Source organism: Gemmatimonadaceae bacterium (assembly GCA_036003045.1).
Classification (GTDB): domain Bacteria; phylum Gemmatimonadota; class Gemmatimonadetes; order Gemmatimonadales; family Gemmatimonadaceae; genus JAQBQB01.
In genome coordinates this window covers 21,811-41,211 of the sequence record DASYSS010000014.1, presented here as the reverse complement: position 1 = coordinate 41,211, position 19,401 = coordinate 21,811, and the positions used below count along the sequence as shown (strand labels likewise).

Here is a 19,401-nt window from a genome sequence, read left to right as displayed (position 1 = left end):
GGTCCACCCGTCCATCCGTCCATCCGTCCACCGGCCCACCGCCTACCGGCCAGCCGGCGCCCTCAGCGCGATGAACTCCCCCGAATACGGCCCGCCGCTCACCGCCACGACGATGTACTGCCGGCCGTTCACCGCGTACGTCATCGGCGACGCACTGATCGGGGCAGGGAGCAGCACAGAGCCCACCTCGGCGCCCGTCGCTTTGTCGTAGGCGCGGAGCATCGCGCCGCGCGAGCGCGTGGGAAGCGTCGTCACCTGCGGATCGCCGGCGATGACGAGCGTTTTGGTGACGAGCGTTCCGACGATGAAGCCCCCCTGTCCCGTGCGCGGAATCGTCATCCCTTTGAGCGCTTGATGCTCGCGCACCGCGTCGGGCGTTTCGCCGTGCGGCACCTGCCACGCGATCTCACCCTTGTCGAGGTTGATGGCCGTCATCGTTCCATAGGGCGGCTTGAAGATCGACAGGCCTTGCACCGCGAGACCGCCCATCCGTCCGCCGCCGGGCTGCGGCGCCATGCCGGCGATCCAATCCATGTCCGAGCGATCCTTGCTCGGCTGCACGAGACCGAGCACCACGGCCGCCGAATTCGACGACGCGACGTAGAACATGTGCGTCTCGGGATCGAAAGCGCCGCCGGGCCAGTTCGATCCTCCGTTCGTCGGGCCGCGCGCGAGTGTGGCGAGCGGTCCCTCGGCCTTGCTCACGACCGGCGGCGTGAAGATCGGGCCGAGCTTGAAGCGCGACGCCAGTGCCACCGCCTGTTCGTGCAGCTCCGGCGTGAAGTCGATCAGATCGTCGAGTGACGTTCCGTTCTTGGCGTATGCAGGCGGCTTGGTCGGCATCGGCTGCGTCGGCGAATACCACTCGCCGGGCACGTCGCCTTTCTCGACCGGCTTCTCGTCGATCGGCCACACCGGTTTTCCGGTGAGACGGTCGAACGTATACAAGATGCCCTGCTTCGTCGGCACGGCGACGGCTTTGATGGTCTTGCCGTCAACTTTAATGTCGGCGAGGATCGGCGCCGCGGGGATGTCGAAGTCCCAGATCGGATGGTGCACGATCTGGTAGTGCCACTTCTTCGCGCCTGTGCGGAGATCGAGACACACGAGGCTCTCGCCGTAGAGATCGTTGCCCGGACGATGTCCACCGTAGTAGTCACCGGTGGGCGACTCGACGGGCAGATACACGAGGCCGAGCTCTTCGTCGATCGTGACCTGCGACCAGACACCGGTGTTCCCGGTGTAGTCCGCGGAGCCGTTCAACCAGGTGTCGTAGCCCGGTTCGCCTTTCTGCGGAATCGTGTGGAAGATCCAAAGACGTTTGCCCGTCCGGACGTCGAAGCCGCGGACGTAGCCCTTATTGTTCTTGAAACTCTTTGGCGCGGTTCCCTCGCGAAACGCCGCGCCGATGACGACCACGTCTCGGCCGACGACCGGCGCTCCCTGGTAGCCGATTTCGCCCGTGACCAAGTCCGGCAGAATCGTCTGGTCGATGTCCATCTTGAGATCGACCGCCCCTTCCACGCCGAAGTTTGGAATCCGCGCCCCGGTCTTCGCGTCGAGCGCGATGAGCCGATAGCCTGGCGTGACGTACAGGATTCGCTCGTCGCGTCCATCGGTCCAGTACGCGAGACCGCGTCCCGACAGCAAACGAGGCGCGGCTGCGCCGCGTGGGCCTTCATCCTCTCGGTGCACCCACTTTTGCGCCCCGGTGACCGCATCGAGCGCGACGACCGCTCGGTTCGTTCCGCCGGTCGTGTAAAGGATTCCACCGATGACGAGCGGAGTGGACTCGAGCTTGTACTCGGGACGTGGGCCGAGCGAATCGGTCTTGAAGCGCCAGGCGACCTCGAGCGAGCTGAAGTTGCCGGCGCCGATCTGATCGAGCGGCGAGTAGCGAGATCCGCGCGTGTCGCCACCATAGCTCGGCCAGTCTCCGCGACTCGTTGTGAAGGGCGGAGTGCCCTGGCCGGGCAGCGGCCATGCGACGGCGATCAGTGCAACAGTTGTAAGCGTCAACCCGCGAATCGGTCGGCGAACGTCGCGCGCCATTCGTGTCCCACCCGGTGGCCAGAGGTCGGGGCGAATGATGGCGCGGCGCAGCGAAAACCGGAATGCCGCGCGTAGTCTGGCGTCCCCCGGTGTTTATTTGCAGGCTTAGCGGAACTCCCCTCCCCAACCAAGGCCATAGAGACGCAGGATGTCCCGAGCGATGATCGTGGGCGCCGTCGCCCTCCTCGTTGCTGCCCAGGCAGGGTGGATCGTCGCGCTCCTCGTCAGCAGGACGCGCCGCCGGCGGACGGAGGCGCGCAACAACGCGATTCTCCGGGCGCTGCCCGACCTCATGTTCGTCCAAACGCGCGACGGCGTTTACGTCGACTACAGCGCGAAGGACGACGCCTTGCTCTTCGTTCCGCCCTCGCAGTTCATGGGGCGAAACATGCGCGACATTTTGCCGCCGCCGTTGACGGCGCTGTTCGAGGAGAAGTTCAAGCGCTTGTTGGCGGGCGAGGAACCGGTCTTCGTCGAATACGAGGTACCGCTCCCGTCAGGCGAAACGGGGGCGTTCGAGGCGCGTTGCGTCCGCTGCGAATCGAACAAGATCCTCAGCATCGTGCGAGACGTCACCGTCGAGAAGCGGGCGATCAAGGAACTGCACAACGCGCAGCTCGAGTTGCTCCGCGCCTCGAAGCTCGCGACGTTGGGCGAATTCGCCGCGTCGATCGCGCACGAGCTCGCGCAGCCGCTCACCGCGATCATGGCCAACTCGCGCGCCTCGCTGCGTTTGCTCGAGCGCGAGTCGAAGGACCTCGCCGAGGTCCGGCGTAGCCTGCACGACGTCCTCGAGTCGTCGCGTGTCGCGCGAGACGTGATCCATCACACGCGCCACTTGTTTGGCCACGGCGATCCCGAGCAGGCGCCGATCGATTTGGCCTCGATCGTCAACGAAGTCTGCATGATGGTCTCGTCGACGCTCGCCGAGCATCGCATCGCGCTCGAGGTGCAGCTGGACGTCAACGACGGCACCATCCGCGGCGACCGTATCCAGCTTCGCCAAGTGATCCTCAACCTGATCAGCAACGGGATCCAGGCGATGGAGGAGCTCGAGGGAGAGCGTACGCGGCGCCTCACGATCTCCGCGGGCGTCAACCCGGACCGCACGGCTCGCTTGACCGTGAGCGACACCGGCATCGGTCTCGCGAACGTCGACCGCGAAAGGATTTTCAGCGAGTCTTACACCACCAAGCCCGACGGTATGGGCTGGGGTCTCTCGATCAGCCGCTCGATCGTCGAGGCGCACGGCGGGCATCTTTGGGCGGAGCCGAATGCCGGGGGCGGGGCAAGCTTCTCGTTTACGTTGCCGATCCCGTCCTAACGGCGCTGACGTCCTAACGGCGCTGACGTCCTAACGGCGCTGACGTCCTAACGGCGCTGACGTCCTAACGGCGCTGCCGTCCCAACGGCGGCGAAAACAGCACGTGCCGTACGGATCAGTCTCGGAGTTGGGCAGCTTCGGCGTTCGGTAGTTTCGGGGTTCGGCAGTCTTCGGCGTTCGGTGGTCTCGGGTTTCGGGAGTCTCGGGTTTCGGGAGTCCAATACCCTTGCCTCCCGCTGGCCCAAGCGGCCAACTTCACGCTGCCCCTATCCGTCGAGAGGGACGACCGGCGTGCGACTCGTGATCAAACGGTGCGTGGCGTGCGCGTTTGCGGCCATCCCTGTGGTCATCCCAAGGGTGGCCGTTGCTCAGGCATCTCTCTCCCCGGCGGCGCCGAGCGGCCAGAGCGCGACCCCAGCGTTCGAGGGGTGGTACAAGAATCCGGACGGGAGCTACAGCATCTCGTTCGGCTACTACAACCGCAACACGACCGAAGTCCTGTCGGTGCCGATCGGGCCTGACAACTTCGTCAGCCCCGGAAACGCCAATCAGGGACAGCCGGCCTATCTGTATCCGCGCCGAAACTGGGGCGTGTTTGCGGTCAGAGTGCCGGCCGATTTCGGCGACCAGAAGAAAGTCGTCTGGACGATCAAAGTTCACGGCCAGACGTTCTCCGTTCCCGGCAGTCTGCGCGAGGAATGGCAGATCGACGCGCTCGAAGGTGAGGCGGGCTCGAACAACACGCCGCCGTCACTCAGCTTCGACGACGGAGGCGCGCAAGGGCGCGGCCCGGCGGGGATCACGGTCGAGCGATCGGCCGCGGTGGGCAAGCCGCTCTCGATCACGCTCACCGCGGTCGACGACGGAGCCGGTGTCGGAGCGCTCTCACGCGGTGGGGCCCCGGTGGTCGTGACGTGGTTCACGCATCAAGGCCCGGCCCAAGTCGTCTTCTCGCCCGCGAGCACGCGTCTCACCCCGACCGGCGGGAAGGCGACGACGACGGCGACCTTCAGTCAGCCCGGTGACTACGTACTTCGCGTGCGCGCGAACGACTCCGATGTCACAGCCGCGGGACACGCGCAGTGCTGCTGGACCAACGCATTCGTCAAAGTGAGGGTGACGCCATGAGGCTGTACACCTCGACTCTCGCCGTTGTGGGCGTCGTTTCGCTGGCACTGCCGGCGGCGCTGTACCGCCCGAAGCCCGCAGTCGCGACGACGCATCGCGACATCACGTACGCGAAGGACGTCGCGCCGATTCTCCAGCAGAAATGCCAGGAATGCCATCAGCCGAACTCGATCGCGCCGATGTCGCTCCTCACGTACAAGGACGCGGTCGACAACGCCGATGCGATCAGAGAGAAGGTCGCGAACCGTTTGATGCCGCCGTGGCACATCGACAAGACGGTCGGCATCCAGAAGTTCAAGAACGATCGCAGCCTCACCGACGAGCAGATCGCCACGATCGTGAACTGGGTCGACGACGGCACGCCGCGCGGCAATCCGTCCGACGAGCCGCCGCCGCGCGCGTTCGCCGATCCGAATCGCTGGCAGCTCGCCGACAAGATGGGCGGACCGCCGGATCTCGTCATCCGCTCGACGCCGTACACGTTGGCGGCGCACACGCAGGACAAGTGGTTCCGCCCGACGATCGAGACCGGACTCACCGAGCCGCGTTGGGTCCGCGCGATGGAGATCAAGCCCGTGCGGCCGGGCGATCGCAAAATCGTTCACCACGTGCTCGCGTATCTCATTCAAGACGAGCCGGAGGTCACCGGCCTCGCCAGCACCGCTCACGACCATCAGATGAACCCCGGCCTGTTCATGGAATGGGCCGTCGGCAAGACGGGGCAGATCTACGAGAAGGACGCCGGCAAGCTGATGCTCCCCGGCTCGAAGATCCGGTACGAGATCCACATGCACGCCATCGGCGAGGAGTACAAGGACAGCCAGGTCGAGCTGGCGATCTATTTCTACCCGAAGGGCTTCGTCCCCAAGCATCGCACGGTGCTGACGATGTTCAACGTGGCGCGAAACTCGGATCTCGACATTCCGCCCAATGAGAAGACCATAACGCAGAACTTCTACGTGCTGCAGGCCCCGGCGCGTCTGGAAAATTTCCAGCCGCATATGCACATGCGCGGCACGGCGATGTCGCTCGAGGCGATCTATCCCGACGGCCGCAAGGAAGTGCTGAGCCAGGTCAAGAACTTCCAGTGGAATTGGCACATCAACTACGTCTATGCCGACGACGTCGCGCCCCTTCTTCCCAAAGGCACGACGCTCGCCTTCACGGCGTGGCACGACAACACCGCCGCCAACAAGAACAACCCCGATCCGAACCAGTGGGTCGGCTGGGGCGACCGGACGGTGGACGAGATGGCCCACAACTGGATCGACGTGACCTATCTCGAGCAGGCCGAATTCGATTCGCTGGTCGCGGCCCGGAAGGTTACAGCGAGACCGAGGGTGATACCGTAGTAGTACGTCTGACGCGCTGATGACTGCCGAAAGCCGAGACTGCCGAAAACCGAAACTGCCGAAGACCGAAACGACCGAAAGCCGAAGCGGCGAAACCGCCCAAGGCCGACCTGCCGAAAGCCGAAACTGCCGAAAGCCGAAAGCCGAAAGCCGAAACTGCCGAAAGCCGAAACTGCACCCGCCCCAACTTCTCTCATCCGCGTAGGAGCTTTCTCGTGGCCGATCCGACTCCCCTTTTCGACGCCTACGATCGCGGCACGCTCACGCGTCGCCAACTTCTTCAAGCGCTCGGCCTCGCGGCCGTCTCGCTGCCCCTCTCGCGCGCGTTCGGGCAAGGGCAGTGCGCGGGGCGCGACCGCGACACGTCGGCGGCGTGCATCAAGACGCCGATGAAGGCGCCGTTTGAGCCGACCGGCTTCAAGACCGTGCTGCTCGACCATTTCAACATGCAGGTCACGGACGCCGAGAAGGAGGCTGCGTTTTACGCGGCCTTCCTGGGCTGGAAAGTGCGCAGCAACGACGGGAAAGAGATCTACATGGACATCGGCGACTGGGGCGGCGTGCGCATTCGCGGCGGCTACACGCCACCCGCGCGCGGCCAGGGCCAGGGTGGTCGGGGTGGGGGCGGGGGCGGGGGCGCAGCGCGACAGGCTGGTGATACGAGCGGCGGCCGCGGCGGCGGCGGCGGTGCCGGCCGCGGTGGTGGTGGCGGCGGCGGCGGTGGACGCGGTGACGACCCGAGCCACATGGCCGCGTGCACGACTCCTCGAGTCGCCGGGATCGAAGGCGGCGGCGCACTCTGGGACGGCTTTGCTTGGGGCATCGAGCCGTGGGACACGAACAAGGTCGAAGCGGCGCTCAAATCGCGCGGCCTCAATCCCGTCGCGGACCACAGCGGCGACGACTTCCGCAGCTTTCACGTGAAGGACCCGGACGGGATGGACGTCTGGATCACCAACGGCAACAAGAAAAATCGCCGCAAGGGACCCGCGAACGGAAAGCTGAACGTCGATTTGCCCTTCGAGCCGACGGGTTGGAAGACGATGTACCTCGATCACATCTCCTATCAGTGCACGAGTTACAAGGAGACGGTCGCGTTCTATGAGGCGTTGCTTGGTTGGAAAGGGTTGGGCGACGAAGGCAGCCAGAACGAGACGCAGATCTCGAAGGAGATCGGTGGACTGCTGATTCGCAGCGGCCAGAACGGCAACGCGTTCGCGCCGGGCTTCGTGATGCCCGCCCAGCGTCGCGCCGTCATGAATCACATCTCGTTCGGCGTCTCGCCGTTCGACGCGGACAAGATGTGGGCCGAGATGTGCAAGCGCGGGCTGTCAGCTCGCGTCGATACCGGCGCGATCAACTCGTCGCCACCGCTCGAGCACGACATCCACACGGCCACGTACAAGAGCTTCCACACGCGTACGCCGAACAATTATGACTTGCAATTCAGCGCGAAGACTTCGGCCGACATGAAGACGGGGCCTGGATGACCTCACCGCACATAGGAGCGCTGACGTCCCTGAGGGCGCTGACGTCCTGAGAGCGCTGACGTCCTAACGACGCTGACGTCCTAACGACGCTGACGACCGAGAAGCGCAGTGGGGGAATCAGCGCTGTAAGGGGCGCTCTAAGGACTTCAGCGCTCTAAGGACGTCAGCGCTCTAAGGACGTCAGCGCTCTAAGGACGTCAGCGCTCTAAGGACGTCAGCGCTCTAAGGACGTCAGCGCCCTAAGGACGTCAGCGCCCTAAGGACGTCAGCGTCGTTACGCAGTTCGGCCGCCTCTACCGCTTACGGCCGAATCGCGGGCGCTGGCGTATACCGTCGTCCGAAGTTGTAATCCGCCCACGACAAGAAGTACTTCCAGTTCGGCCCGTCCGTGTGGCCGCCGTCGTGCTGTCGCCATGCGAGCTGCCCGTCGAGCAGTCCGACGTTTACTGGCGGCATCTTCTCCTTCGCGTAGTCGTCGGATACCCCGAGGGTCTTGGCGCCGAGCAGACGAAACGCCGGCTGGGCGGCGACGGCGGCCATGTAGCTGCCTTGGTGGTCGAGCCACTTCGCGTCGCCGCGTTCGGGGACGCCGTAGCTCACGAACGTGAGACGCGGCGCGCAGAGCGCGAGCAGTTCGTGGGAATCGACAGGCAGGTCGCCGGCGTTCTTGCTGCCGAAGGTGGCGTCCGAGGCGCCGTACTTGAGGAAGTTGCCGGCCATCCAATGATACTCGCCCGTGCCGGTGAGATTCTCGACAGCCTCACCCCAGTTGCGACGGTTGAGCTTCGCGCCGCCTTCGCCGGACGAGCCGATGAGAACGAGCGCGAACCGTTCGTCGAACGCCATCGCGACGAGTGCCGCCTTGCCGTAGCGCGACACGCCCTCGACGCCGACCTTGGTCGCGTCGACCGCGTTGTCGGTCTGGAGATAGTCGAGCACGCGCGACGCACCCCAGCCCCACGCCCGTAACGCGCCCCAGTCGTCGGGCTTCCTCGGTTGTCCCGTGTTCGTGAGACCGATGATTCCCTTCGTCAGCCCCGCGCCGTTGTCGGTCTGAACGGCGGTTGGATTCAAGAATACGAATCCCCACCCGTCGAGAATGAGTTGCTCCGCCGCGGGTGCGTCGCTGCCGGGCGCCGGTGGCGGAAAGTTGAACGCGGGACGAGTCGCGGGGGGCGGCGTCGGCCGCCCGAGCGCTTGATCGAGATTTCCACCGCGGAACATGATCATCACCGGGACCGGTCCCTTCGCATCAGCCGGCACGACGAGCGTCGCGGGAATGTCGACGGTGATCTCGGGATACGCGGCGTTGTCGACATGACCGGTGAGCTGCTTGCCAAGTACGCGTCGCCCCGCGATGGTCGCCGTGTCGGTCGCGACGACGCTCCACGTCAGTCGCGGCACGTTCTTCGGAATCCGACCGTATACCTCCCTCTCGAAATCCTCCACCAACTCGGCGCGACGCCGGGTCCAGAGCGCGGGACTCGTGACCTTGCGTCCGTCCTTCATCGTGAGAAGGTCCGGCAGGTTGGGAAAAGGATTCGCCTTGGCTTCGTCGTAATTCGCGTGATTCGCATCCTGCTCGTTGCCGCTCGGTCCCGGCCTCAGCGCCTTGATCCCGAGCTGCTCCATCATCTGCTGGTGGTCTTCGGCCGCCGTCCACGCCTTGGACGCGGAGACGCTTGCGTTCGCGGGCGAGCCCGCCTGCTGCGCGCGCGCGTCGGTCGCGGCGAAAGTCAGCACGAGAACGAGCTCCGGCGCGATTGCAGCGAACGTTCGAGCACGATTCGGCATGGTGGACCTGGCGCGCGACGGTGAGTTGCCGGGTGATCTGACGACTTCCAAACTATCGCTCATTCTTGGGGTGGACGGGTGGATGGGTGGACGGGTGGACAGATGAGAACATCAGGCTCCGCGATAGTTGCGCGTCTCGCGCTCGTTGCGGCGATCCGCGGCGGAAGCGAAAACTCAGACCGGAACGGATGACGGTACGAGGGCGGCGACCAACTCGTCGACGTCGATCGGTTTGACCAGGTGGACCGCGAAGCCGGATGCGTCGCTGCGATAGCGGTCCTGTGGTTGGCCGTAGCCGCTCAGCGCGATGAGCGTGGGCGGCGTGTCGGAAAGACGGGCGCGAAGCTCTCGCGCCAGCGTGTAGCCGTCCATCGTCGGCAGGCCGATGTCGAGAATGGCGAACTGCGGCCGGAACGACTCGGCGACTTCGATCGCCTCGATCGGATTCCGAACGGCGCGAACGTCGTAGCCGAGTACGGACAGCAAACGCGACAACCCCTCGACGACGTCGCTATGGTCGTCGACGAGCAGAACGCGCGCGCTCGTTGAAGTCGTGTCATGCGCGTCCTGCTCGGAGGCGCTGGCTGTCGCACCTCCCGACGTCGCCGCGCTCGGCAGGCGAATACTGAACTCGGCCCCTTTTCCCGGCCCGTCGCTGTGCGCCGTCGCGGTTCCACCGTGCAACTCGGTGAGCGTGCGAACGAGCGACAATCCGATACCCAGTCCGCCTCCGGCACGGTCGGGTCCGCGCGCGCCTTGCACGAACGAGTCGAACATGTCCGGGAGGAGCGACGTGTCGATGCCGATCCCGGTGTCGCGTACGCGAAGCACGACGTTGTCGTCTTCGCGCGCGCCCGTCACGGTTACGACGCCGCCGGGCGGCGTGTAGCGCGCGGCGTTCGAGAGCAGATTGTCGACCACCTGCGTCAGCCGCACCTCGTCGCCCTCGACCTCGAGTCCCAATTCGGGAATCGAGACCTCGAGGCGGTGACTCCGCTCCTCGAAGAGCGGCGACGTCGATTCGACCGCGCGCGACACCACCGCGGCGAGATCGAGCCGCTTTTTCGAGAGGTTGACCGTTCCGCGAGCAACGCGTGACAGGTCGAGCAGGTCGTCCACGAGGCGCACGAGGTGTTTCACCTGCCTGACGATGACGTCGACGTCTTGCCGGCCTTCCGCGTCGACTTGGCGCTCGAGAAGCCGCGCGGATGTGAGGATCGGCGTCAACGGATTGCGAAGCTCGTGGGAGAGCAGCGCGAGGAACTCGTCCTTCAGGTGATCGGCCCGCCGGAGCGCATCCTCATTCGCCCGTTGAGACGTTACGTCCGTGACCGAGTTCACCAAACAGGGCACGCCGTCGATTTCGGACTTCGCGCTCGAGAGGGCGACTCGGATCATCTGGCCGTCCTTTCGCCGCTTCGTGAGCTCCACGCTCGGACGCAACCCGGCGTTCAACGATTCGACAAACGCCACGCGTTCTTCGGCGGACCAGATTCCGAGCTCCACGGACGTTTTGCCGAGCAACTCTTCGCGGCTGTAGCCGAAAAGCCTGCCCAGCGCGTCGTTGACCGTGAGGAAGCGTCCGTCCGATGCGCGCGTGATGGCGAGAGCTTGTGGGCTCAGGTCGAATACGGTTTCGAATCTTCGCTCCGAGGCCCGCAGCGCGTCTTCGGCGGCATGGCGGTCGTGGATGTCGATTGCCACGGCGAGCCAACGCACGACCTTGCCGCTCGAGTCGCGCAGCGGTGAGCTGCGTCCAAGGTGCCACCGATACTCGCCGTCCCGATTCCGAATGCGATACTCGATTTCGAACTGCGTCTCGGTTTCGAGCGCGTGAGCCCAACGGCGCCACAGCTCGTCGCGATCGTCCGGATGCACGGGTTCGAGCGCTCCCTTGTCGGTGAGCGTCTGCTCTTCCGTCAGCCCCGTGAGCTCGAACCAGCGATCGTTGACCCACTCGAGCTCCCCCTGTGCGTCCGCCGTCCAGATGATGTGGGGCAGGGCGTTGGCGAGCGCGCGATCGGCGGAATCGCCTTGCTCGCGCGGCGCAAATTCGTGGTGATCCTGAGGTTGGGTCTCTGGCATCACGGCGTCGAGGGATTCTCGGAGTATGGTTCCCGCGCGCCCGCGTCGCCAGCGCATCGGGTCATTTCCCAACCAAGCGGGCGCGACGCCTGTCTCAATCCCGGAGTTTCCCCGGGAGACGACCGTGATCTTTCGTGACGCGTTCTTTGCCGTGCGCGCGTGGCGCCGCCGGCCGACCCTGGCCGCGATCGCCATCGCCACGATCGCCATCGGCATCGGGGCGGCCACATCCATTTACAGCGTGGTCGACGGCGTCCTTCTTCGACCGCTGGCGCTGCCCGAGCCCGGACGACTCGTCGCGATCTGGCAGACGTATCCGCAGTGGAAGAAGAACGAGATCCTCGCGTCGATGTGGGAGAACATTCCGCTGTCGCAGCCCGAATTCCGCGATCTCGCTCGCGAGCAAACGTCGTTCTCGAGCGTCGCCATGTGGAGCAGCGGACGGGCAATACTTTCGGTTGGCGAACGATCTCAAGAGATGCGCACCATTCGGGCGAGCGGGTCGCTGCTCGCGACGCTCGGCGTGTCTCCCATCGTGGGGCGCACCTTCTCGCCCGACGAGGACACCCCGACCGGCGCCAAGGTCGCGCTAATGTCGTACGAGGTTTGGCAGAGCGACTTCGCCGGTGCGCGCGACATCGTCGGCCGAGTCGTACGGCTGGACGACGTCCCGTTCTCCATCGTCGGCGTGCTGCCGCCGGGGCTCACGCTGGGACGCACGGGGCAGATCGTGGGCGCCAGCACCGCGCCGATCGGATTCTGGGTCCCCGTGGGGCAGGACGCGAACGACTACTCCGAGCGCACGAATCACAGCTACAAGGCGATCGGGCGACTCGCTCCCGGTGCCACGATCGATCGAGCTCGCGCCGACGTCGCGCGGATTCTGTCGCCGACCGCAAAGGACCAAGCCGACAAAGGCACGCGGGTCGCCGAGTGGCAGGTCGATCAGACGCGCGACGCGCGTGGGCCGCTCTATGTGTTGTTGGCGGCGGCGGGACTGCTGCTGCTCATCAGCTGCGTGAACGTGGCCACGCTGTTGTTGGGCGAGGCGGCCGCCCGCGAACAAGAGATGGCCGCGCGCGCCGCGCTCGGCGCATCGACGCGGCGACTGGTGGGCCAACTGTTGGTCGAGAGCATCTCGCTCTCACTCGCCGGACTGGTGTTCGGCGCGGTTCTGTCGTGGTGGGGCACACGGATCCTGGTCGCCATCGCGCCTCCGCGAATCCCGGGTCTCGCCGACGTGCGGGTGGACGGACGCGTCCTCGCCGTGTCGCTCTTCGTGTCGCTCGCGACGGGCGTGCTCTTTGGATTGGCGCCGGCGCTGACGTTGTCGCGGTCGCGGCCGGGTACGTTGTTGCGCGGCGGCGGCGGACAGAGCGCTCGGGGCGGCGCCGCTCTTCAGAGAACGCTCATCGCCGTTGAGCTCGCGCTGTCCGTAGTGCTGCTCGTCGGCGCCGGGCTGTTGACGCGCACGCTCCAGCGGATCTCTCGAGTCGATCCGGGGTTCCGGACCGAGCATCTCATCTACGACCAGCCGTCGTTACCACGTGTGGCGTATCGCGACTCCAACCTTACGCGCGCGTTCCAATCGGCGGTGATCAGGCGTCTCGCCGCGCTGCCCGGCGTGACCGCCGTAACGGCCGGCGACCAACCGCCGTTCAGCGGAGGGTCGTCGAGCAGCAGAGTCCTACCCGAAGGTGAGCCCGAGCAAGGTCCGGGCGGCGGCCCTCGTGACACCGGCCCGCGCCACGAGGCGCAGCAACGCGTGACGATCCCCGGCTACTTCGCCACCGTCGGCATTCCACTCAGAGCGGGGCGCGACTTCACGGACGCGGATCGCGCGGGAGCGCCGCTCGTCGTGATCGTGAGCAGCTCGCTGGCGCGCCGCGATTTTCCCAACGAATCGGCCGTCGGCAAGCGGGTGAAGTATCAGAACGAGTGGCGCACCATCGTTGGTGTCGTCGACGACGTCCACTTTCAGCGGTTGTCGAGCGACGTTCAGGCGACCGTCTACACGCCCGTGGCGCAGCGACGCGGTTCGTGGGTCCTGTCGCTGCTCGTTCGCACCACGGATGACCCCGCCGCTCTCGAACCGCAGGTGCGGAAGGTCGTCGCCGAGCTGGCGCCGCCCGCGACGACGCAGCGCCTCGAGACGATGTCCACGATGTTGAGCCGCTCGTTCGCCGAGGAGCGCTACCGCGCGCTGCTCGTGTCGCTGTTCGGCATCGTCGCGGCGGTTCTCGCCGCGGTGGGGATCTACGGCGTGACCGCGCGTGCCGTCGCGCGGCGCACGCGCGAGTTGGCGATCCGGTCCGCGCTTGGCGCCATGGCGCGGTCGATTGCCGTCACGGTCATCGCCGGCACGTCGATCGGTGCGGCAGCGGGCATGTTCGCCGGATTGCTCGGCGCGCGGCTGAGCACGCGCCTGCTCGGGCCGTTCCTTTTCGGTGTCTCGCCGGGCGACTCGGCGACGTATCTCGCGATTCTCTTGCTCTTGGTGATCGCCACGCTGGGCGCGAGTCTTGTTCCGGCGAGGCGTGCGGTGCGTGCGGACATCGCCAACGTGCTGCGCGGGGAGTAGCGGAGTCTATCGCACGAACGCGCTGAACACGCGGTCATGATCCGTTCGCTGGTCGTGGCATTCGACGCAGAGCTTGCGATGCTCCTCCGTGAGCGACGGCGTGGTGTCGTTGCCCATGAACCGCTCGAATCCCCATCCGCCCGTGGCCGCGTAACGTCTCGAGTCTTTGACCATCACGTCGAGCCGTTCGCGGTCGCCGCTCGCGATCACGCCGGCGTTCTCCGAGGCCTTCAAGAGATCAAACACGAGGATCGAGCCGTCCGCAAAGTGTCCCGATGAGAAGCCGCCCATCGCCGCGGCATTCGCGTAGACGTGATGCATGCCGCCGCCGGTCGAGAACGCGGGGCTCGATGGCAACACCACCATGGACTTGATGTGCGTCCATTGGCGGAATCCGGTCGGGTATGGGACTCCGATGAAGCGCGGTGCCGCGAATGCGACTACGAGCGAAAGACTCGTGAGGGCGACAGCGGCGCGTGCCCGGGTGTGTGTGGTGTTCGGCATGCGTAGATAGTGCACATCGTCGACGGGGCTGTCGCGCGAGAAGTGACCGAGCGTGCGGTACGCGCGCTGCGCCGACTCGGCGGGGGCCGAAGCGGTGTGAGTCTGATGAATGTCCACGACCGTTGGGGGCAACTTCGGTGGCGATCAGTCACGGGGTCTGTGGGCGATCGTGCCGGCGACGGATCGACTACGCGAGTGAGCGCGGAGTGGTATCGATGAGCAGAGTCCGCTCGCCCACTCAGATCGAGCGGCGCCGGCCGGTAGTCGACGAACGGATGCCTTTGAAGTAGTGTTGCGGCATGCATACATCCCGGCTGCTCGCGCTTCCCGCCATGGGGCTGCTCGCGGGTGCGGTTGAGTCGCAGACTCCCAAGCCCCCCACCCGATCCGCGTCGAGGCTGACGATCGATCAGCTCATTCAGATCAAGCATCCATCGGGGCACCAGTGGACGCCCGACGGCAGCCACATCTGGTTCACGTACGACGACGGAGGCGTCAACAATGTGTGGGCCGCGCCGGCCGACGGAAGCGGGCCGGCCGTCGCGTTGACGAGCTATCCTGACGGGCAGGGTGGTGCCGGGAGTTTCTGGAGCAGAGACGGGCAGACCTTCTTCTTTCCGCGGGACGGTGGCCTGCTTGCCGTTTCAGTGAAAGGCGGTACGCCACAGGCCGCGTGGCCGTCGGCCGTGCACGGGCGGGCCTTCTCGCTCTCGCCAAACGGCGAGCGTGTGGCGTTCGTCGCGAACGTCGCACGTGGCTTCGATCTCGTCGTCCATACCATCGCGTCGAACACCGATCGGACGGTCGCGCACTCCGACAGCATCATCGGCACGCCGGCGTGGACCTCCGACGGCGAGAGCCTCACCTATACGGCTGGCGGCGGCGCCGGCGGACCGATTCAACACTACGCGTCGCCGCCAGAGATCGGCCCGAAGTTGATCTTCGTCGCGACCGAAGGCGGTCGCGGTGGGGGAGGCCGCGGCGGCACGACGTACACGGTTCCGGCAGCCGGTGGACCGACCACACAGCTGGCGGGTGCAGCGGTTGGGGGTTTCGGTCGAGGCGGCGCGCGACTCGATGCGACGCATACGCTCGTGACGCGAACTTCGAACAATGGGCTCACGCGAACGACCGAGTCCGTCGACGCCAACGGTGGCCCGCCGGTGATTCTTCATGTGGACACGGCCGCGAAGTTTTTCAGTTCCGTCAACACGACCAACAACGCCATCTCGCCCGACCGGCGGTGGCTGTTGTACACGAGCGACGTCACAGGCTGGGATCAGATCTACGTCGTGCCGGCGACCGGCGGCACGCCGGTTCAGCTCACGAAAACGCCAGGCGAGCATTGGCGCGCCGTGTGGTCGCACGACAGCAAGCGGATCGCGTGGGACGCGAACACGGCCGCCAAACCCGGCACGCGTCAGATCGAGGTCGCGACGGTCGGCGACGATCCGGCCACCGCGACGATCGTCGCGGTCACGTCAGGCAGTGGAACCAACACTGCCCCGCAGTGGTCACCCGACGACAAGCGTCTCCTTTTTCAGCACACCGACTCTCAGAACTCTGCCGATCTCTACGTCGCCGAGGCCGGCGCGAACGCAAAGGTGACGCGTTTGACCTCGTCGATGCCGGCGGGCATCGACAAGTCGCAGCTCGTCGCGCCCGAGCTCATCCACTATCCAGGCCCGGACGGGAAACAGGTGCCGGCGTGGCTCTTCGTGCCGAAGAATCTCGACCGCACCAAGAAGCACGCGGCGGTCGTGTGGATTCATCCAGACGGCGTGAACCAGAACTACGATGGCTGGCACACCGATCGCAACGAGGCCGTGTATTACGAGTTTCATCAATACCTGCTGCAACAGGGATACGTCGTCATCGCGCCTGACTATCGGGGCAGCATCGGCTACGGCCGCGATTGGCGAAACGACGTCTACATGGACGTCGGTGGGAACGACGCCAAAGACGCGCGTATGGCCGCCACGTATCTCAAGACCCTCGGCTACGTCGACAACGATCGCATCGGCGTGTGGGGCCTGAGCTACGGCGGCTTCTTCACGCTGCTCGCGATCACGCAGGAGCCGACGTGGTTCCGCGCGGCGGTGGACGTCGCGGGTGTCGCCGACTACACGCTATACTACGACGACCCATACCACGGCGGTTGGACGACCAGCCGCATCGGGACGCCGCAGGAACACCCCGAGGTCTACGCGAAGGCGGCACCAATGTCACACGTCGATCAGATCCAGCATCCGCTCCTGATCTTGCACGGCACGGCGGACGTCAACGTGCCGTTCATTCATTCGGTGCTGCTGATGGACCATCTGCTCAAAGCTGGGAAAGGCGACCTCGCGAGCTTCATGGTCTATCCGGGAGAGTATCACTACTTCGACCGGAGCTTCGTGGTGCGCGACGCGTGGCAGCGAGTGGATGCGTTCTTCAAGCAGAACTTGCGGCCCGAGGTCATGACGCCCGGAGGTGCTCGATGAGCGCCGGCGCTCGTTTTTCGCTCGCCGCTTTCTTTATCGCGAGTGCGGGGCTCGCAGCCTGCCATCGCTCGAGCACTCCATCCGCGTCCGCGCCCGCCGCCGCCGCCAGTCCGGCGGCCGTCATCCACTCGGCGTTTCCATCGGACTGGCGATTCAAGCCGGGCATCCCCGGTACGTTCGCCGAGCACGGCATGGTGGTCAGCATGTCGCGCGACGCCAGCGAGGCTGGCGTCGAAATCCTCAAGCAGGGCGGCAACGCCGTGGACGCCGCGGTGGCAACGGGCTTCGCGCTCGCCGTGACCTATCCGAGCGCCGGCAACATCGGCGGCGGCGGCTTCATGACGATTCGCATGGCCGACGGACGCACGATGACGCTCGACTATCGCGAAGTCGCGCCGCTCGCCGCGACGCACGACATGTACGTGGAGAACGGCAAGCTCACGGAAAAGAGCCGGATCGGGTATCTCGCGTCAGGCGTGCCAGGGTCGGTGGCGGGCATGGCCGAAGCGCTGCGCAAGTACGGCACGATGCCGCTGGCCAAGGTGATGGCGCCGGCGATTCGACTCGCGAAAGAAGGATTCCTCACCGGCCGTCCCGAGACCGACAGCGGGACCGGCGGCGGTCGTCGCGGCGGAACGGGGGAACGGAACTGCAATGCGCTGATCGCCCGCTTCGAGGGAAAAGATCTCTTCTGTCCGGACGGACACGCGCTCGCGGCCGGCACTCGCCTTACGCAACCCGATCTCGCGCGCACGCTCGAGTCGATCGCCGCGCAGGGGCCGAAAGCGTTCTACGAAGGCGCGATCGCCGACTCGCTCGTGGCGGACGAGCAGCGTGGCGGCGGAATCATCACGAAGGAAGATCTGCGCCGCTACACGCCGATCTGGCGCGACGCGATTCGAACGAGCTACCGCGGCTACACGCTGCTCACGATGCCGCCATCGTCATCCGGCGGGATCACGATCAGCGAGACGCTCAACATTCTCGAGAACTTCGCGCCGCTGCCGCCGCCGGGGAGCACGGAATATTCCCACCTGATCGCCGAGGCGCTGCGGCGGTCGTTCACCGATCGCAACGAGAAGCTGGGCGATCCGGCGTTCGTGAAGGTTCCGCTCGACCAGCTCACCGACAAGGCGTACGCCAAGTCGCTCGCGTCGCAGATCGATCCGCACCACGCCACGGCGACGCCCGCGTTCCATGCACGCGGCGAAGAGATGGAGACCACGCACTATTCAGTCGTCGATGCCGCGGGAAACGCCGTCGCGACGACGACGACGCTCAACGGCAGCTACGGCTCCGGCGTCTGGATTCGCGGCGCGGGGTTCTTCATGAACAACGAGATGGACGACTTCGCCGCGCAGCCCGGAACGCCGAACATGTACGGCCTCGTGCAAGGCGAAGTGAACGCCGTGCAGCCGGGCAAACGCATGCTCTCGGCGATGTCGCCGACCATTGTGCTCGATCCACAGGGCAAGTTGCTGCTCGTCACCGGCGCCGCGGGCGGGCCGACGATCATCACGACGACGATGCAGGTGATCCTCGACGTCATCGAGTTTCACATGAGTCTCTCCGACGCGATGCACGCGCCGCGGCTGCATCATCAGGGGCTGCCCGATCGTCTCGACTATGAGCCGAACGGTCTCACCGTTGCCGTTCAGGATTCACTGAAGGCGATGGGTCACGCGCTCGGGACGCGTCAATTGGCGACGGCAAATTCGATCATGCGCGTGGGGAACGGACTCGAGGGAGTGGGCGAGCCGCGGTCTGGAGGCGTGGCGGTGGGTTACTGACCGACCATCAAGGCCGCAGCACGATGCCGGCCGACAAGCCAAGGTGGTGACGCCACGTTTGCCAGATCTCGTCGTCGAAGTCGGTAAACAACAGCGATGCGCGCACGCGCGCGTCGAGGCGCGGTCGAATCCTGGCGTCGAAACCCGCTCCGCCCTCCACCGCCGGCGACCACTGGGATTCATTGCCTCCGATGATGAAGCCGCTTCCCGTTGTCGAGGCGCTCCAATACCCGGCGCCCCCGAGGCCGTCGAAGAACACCCGGCCTCCGCGAACATTTACGCTTCCTCGAATCCCGCCGAGCAGCAAGAACTGAACGTTCGTCGAGTGAAGGGTCGGCGGAACGCACGGCGGCGTCGGAAGTGCTTCGCACTCACCGGGGAAAGAGCCCGACCGATACCCGCCTCGAATATCGAGGATGAGCGACCCAGGGTCCGGGGGGACCAATCGCTCGAGCGACACTGCGACGCCGTCGAGCGTACTGAGTGAGGTGGGCGTGAGATCGGCGCGCTGATTCTCGTAGCCGAAGAACACGCGAACCTCGGACTTCGTGGAAGAAGTCTGAGCGTCCGCCGCGCGACCGAGCGCGCCCGCCAGCACGATGGCGCACACGCTCACATGCACGAAAGACGGCGGTGCAACAGTGAAAGCGGACCGGCACCGACGAAACAGATGCATCGTTGCTCCGGAGTGAATCGTTAGCCAAGATCAGAGGTCACACACACGGCGGGCCGTTGCGGAACGCGCTGCATTGTCTACTTGCGCTGTCGTGTTCCTGATATTCTAAATCAACTTGCGATGACGCGACGCCGCGTCC

General features: G+C 65.7%; 12 protein-coding genes. 7 read left to right on the top strand and 5 right to left on the bottom strand.

The window, feature by feature from the left end; translation table 11 throughout:
• Positions 1-42: 42 nt before the first annotated feature.
• The gene (locus VGQ44_01725) at positions 43-2,052 is read right to left on the bottom strand and encodes a PQQ-binding-like beta-propeller repeat protein (GenBank protein HEV8445500.1); all 2,010 of its coding nucleotides are present in this window, start codon (positions 2,050-2,052) and stop codon (positions 43-45) included.
• 148 nt (positions 2,053-2,200) lie between these two features.
• On the opposite strand from VGQ44_01725, the gene VGQ44_01720 reads away from it, so the two are divergent.
• The 4 genes from VGQ44_01720 (at position 2,201) to VGQ44_01705 (ending at position 7,346) form a co-directional block, all read left to right on the top strand.
• Entirely contained in the window at positions 2,201-3,376 is a 1,176-nt protein-coding gene (locus tag VGQ44_01720) for an ATP-binding protein (GenBank protein HEV8445499.1), read from the top strand.
• 291 nt (positions 3,377-3,667) lie between these two features.
• Positions 3,668-4,504, top strand: a complete 837-nt coding sequence (locus VGQ44_01715) for a hypothetical protein (protein ID HEV8445498.1) — start codon at positions 3,668-3,670, stop codon at positions 4,502-4,504.
• Entirely contained in the window at positions 4,501-5,856 is a 1,356-nt protein-coding gene (locus VGQ44_01710) for a hypothetical protein (GenBank protein ID HEV8445497.1), read from the top strand. Before VGQ44_01715 ends, VGQ44_01710 begins: the two co-directional genes overlap by 4 nt.
• Before the next feature lie 215 nt (positions 5,857-6,071).
• The gene (locus VGQ44_01705) at positions 6,072-7,346 is read left to right on the top strand and encodes a hypothetical protein (GenBank protein HEV8445496.1); all 1,275 of its coding nucleotides are present in this window, start codon (positions 6,072-6,074) and stop codon (positions 7,344-7,346) included.
• A 300-nt stretch (positions 7,347-7,646) separates the two neighbouring features.
• Here the strand turns inward: VGQ44_01705 and VGQ44_01700 are convergent, their stop codons facing one another.
• The gene (locus tag VGQ44_01700) at positions 7,647-9,140 is read right to left on the bottom strand and encodes a hypothetical protein (protein HEV8445495.1); all 1,494 of its coding nucleotides are present in this window, start codon (positions 9,138-9,140) and stop codon (positions 7,647-7,649) included.
• A 174-nt stretch (positions 9,141-9,314) separates the two neighbouring features.
• Positions 9,315-11,225, bottom strand: coding sequence for a PAS domain S-box protein (locus tag VGQ44_01695; protein HEV8445494.1), 1,911 nt, complete (start codon positions 11,223-11,225; stop codon positions 9,315-9,317).
• Between the two features lie 124 nt (positions 11,226-11,349).
• On the opposite strand from VGQ44_01695, the gene VGQ44_01690 reads away from it, so the two are divergent.
• A complete protein-coding gene (locus tag VGQ44_01690) occupies positions 11,350-13,806 on the top strand; it encodes an ABC transporter permease (GenBank protein ID HEV8445493.1) in 2,457 nt (818 codons plus the stop codon).
• A 6-nt stretch (positions 13,807-13,812) separates the two neighbouring features.
• Here VGQ44_01690 and VGQ44_01685 read toward each other — a convergent pair whose 3' ends face one another.
• On the bottom strand, positions 13,813-14,427 hold the full coding sequence (locus VGQ44_01685) for a cytochrome P460 family protein (protein HEV8445492.1): 615 nt from the start codon (positions 14,425-14,427) through the stop codon (positions 13,813-13,815).
• A gap of 182 nt (positions 14,428-14,609) precedes the next feature.
• Between VGQ44_01685 and VGQ44_01680 the strand changes: the two genes are divergently transcribed.
• A complete protein-coding gene (locus tag VGQ44_01680) occupies positions 14,610-16,796 on the top strand; it encodes a prolyl oligopeptidase family serine peptidase (protein ID HEV8445491.1) in 2,187 nt (728 codons plus the stop codon).
• The gene (ggt, locus tag VGQ44_01675; GenBank protein HEV8445490.1) at positions 16,793-18,586 is read left to right on the top strand and encodes a gamma-glutamyltransferase; all 1,794 of its coding nucleotides are present in this window, start codon (positions 16,793-16,795) and stop codon (positions 18,584-18,586) included. The genes VGQ44_01680 and ggt overlap by 4 nt, the downstream gene beginning before the upstream one ends.
• 7 nt (positions 18,587-18,593) lie before the next feature.
• Here ggt and VGQ44_01670 read toward each other — a convergent pair whose 3' ends face one another.
• Entirely contained in the window at positions 18,594-19,202 is a 609-nt protein-coding gene (locus VGQ44_01670; GenBank protein HEV8445489.1) for a hypothetical protein, read from the bottom strand.
• Positions 19,203-19,401: the final 199 nt, after the last annotated feature.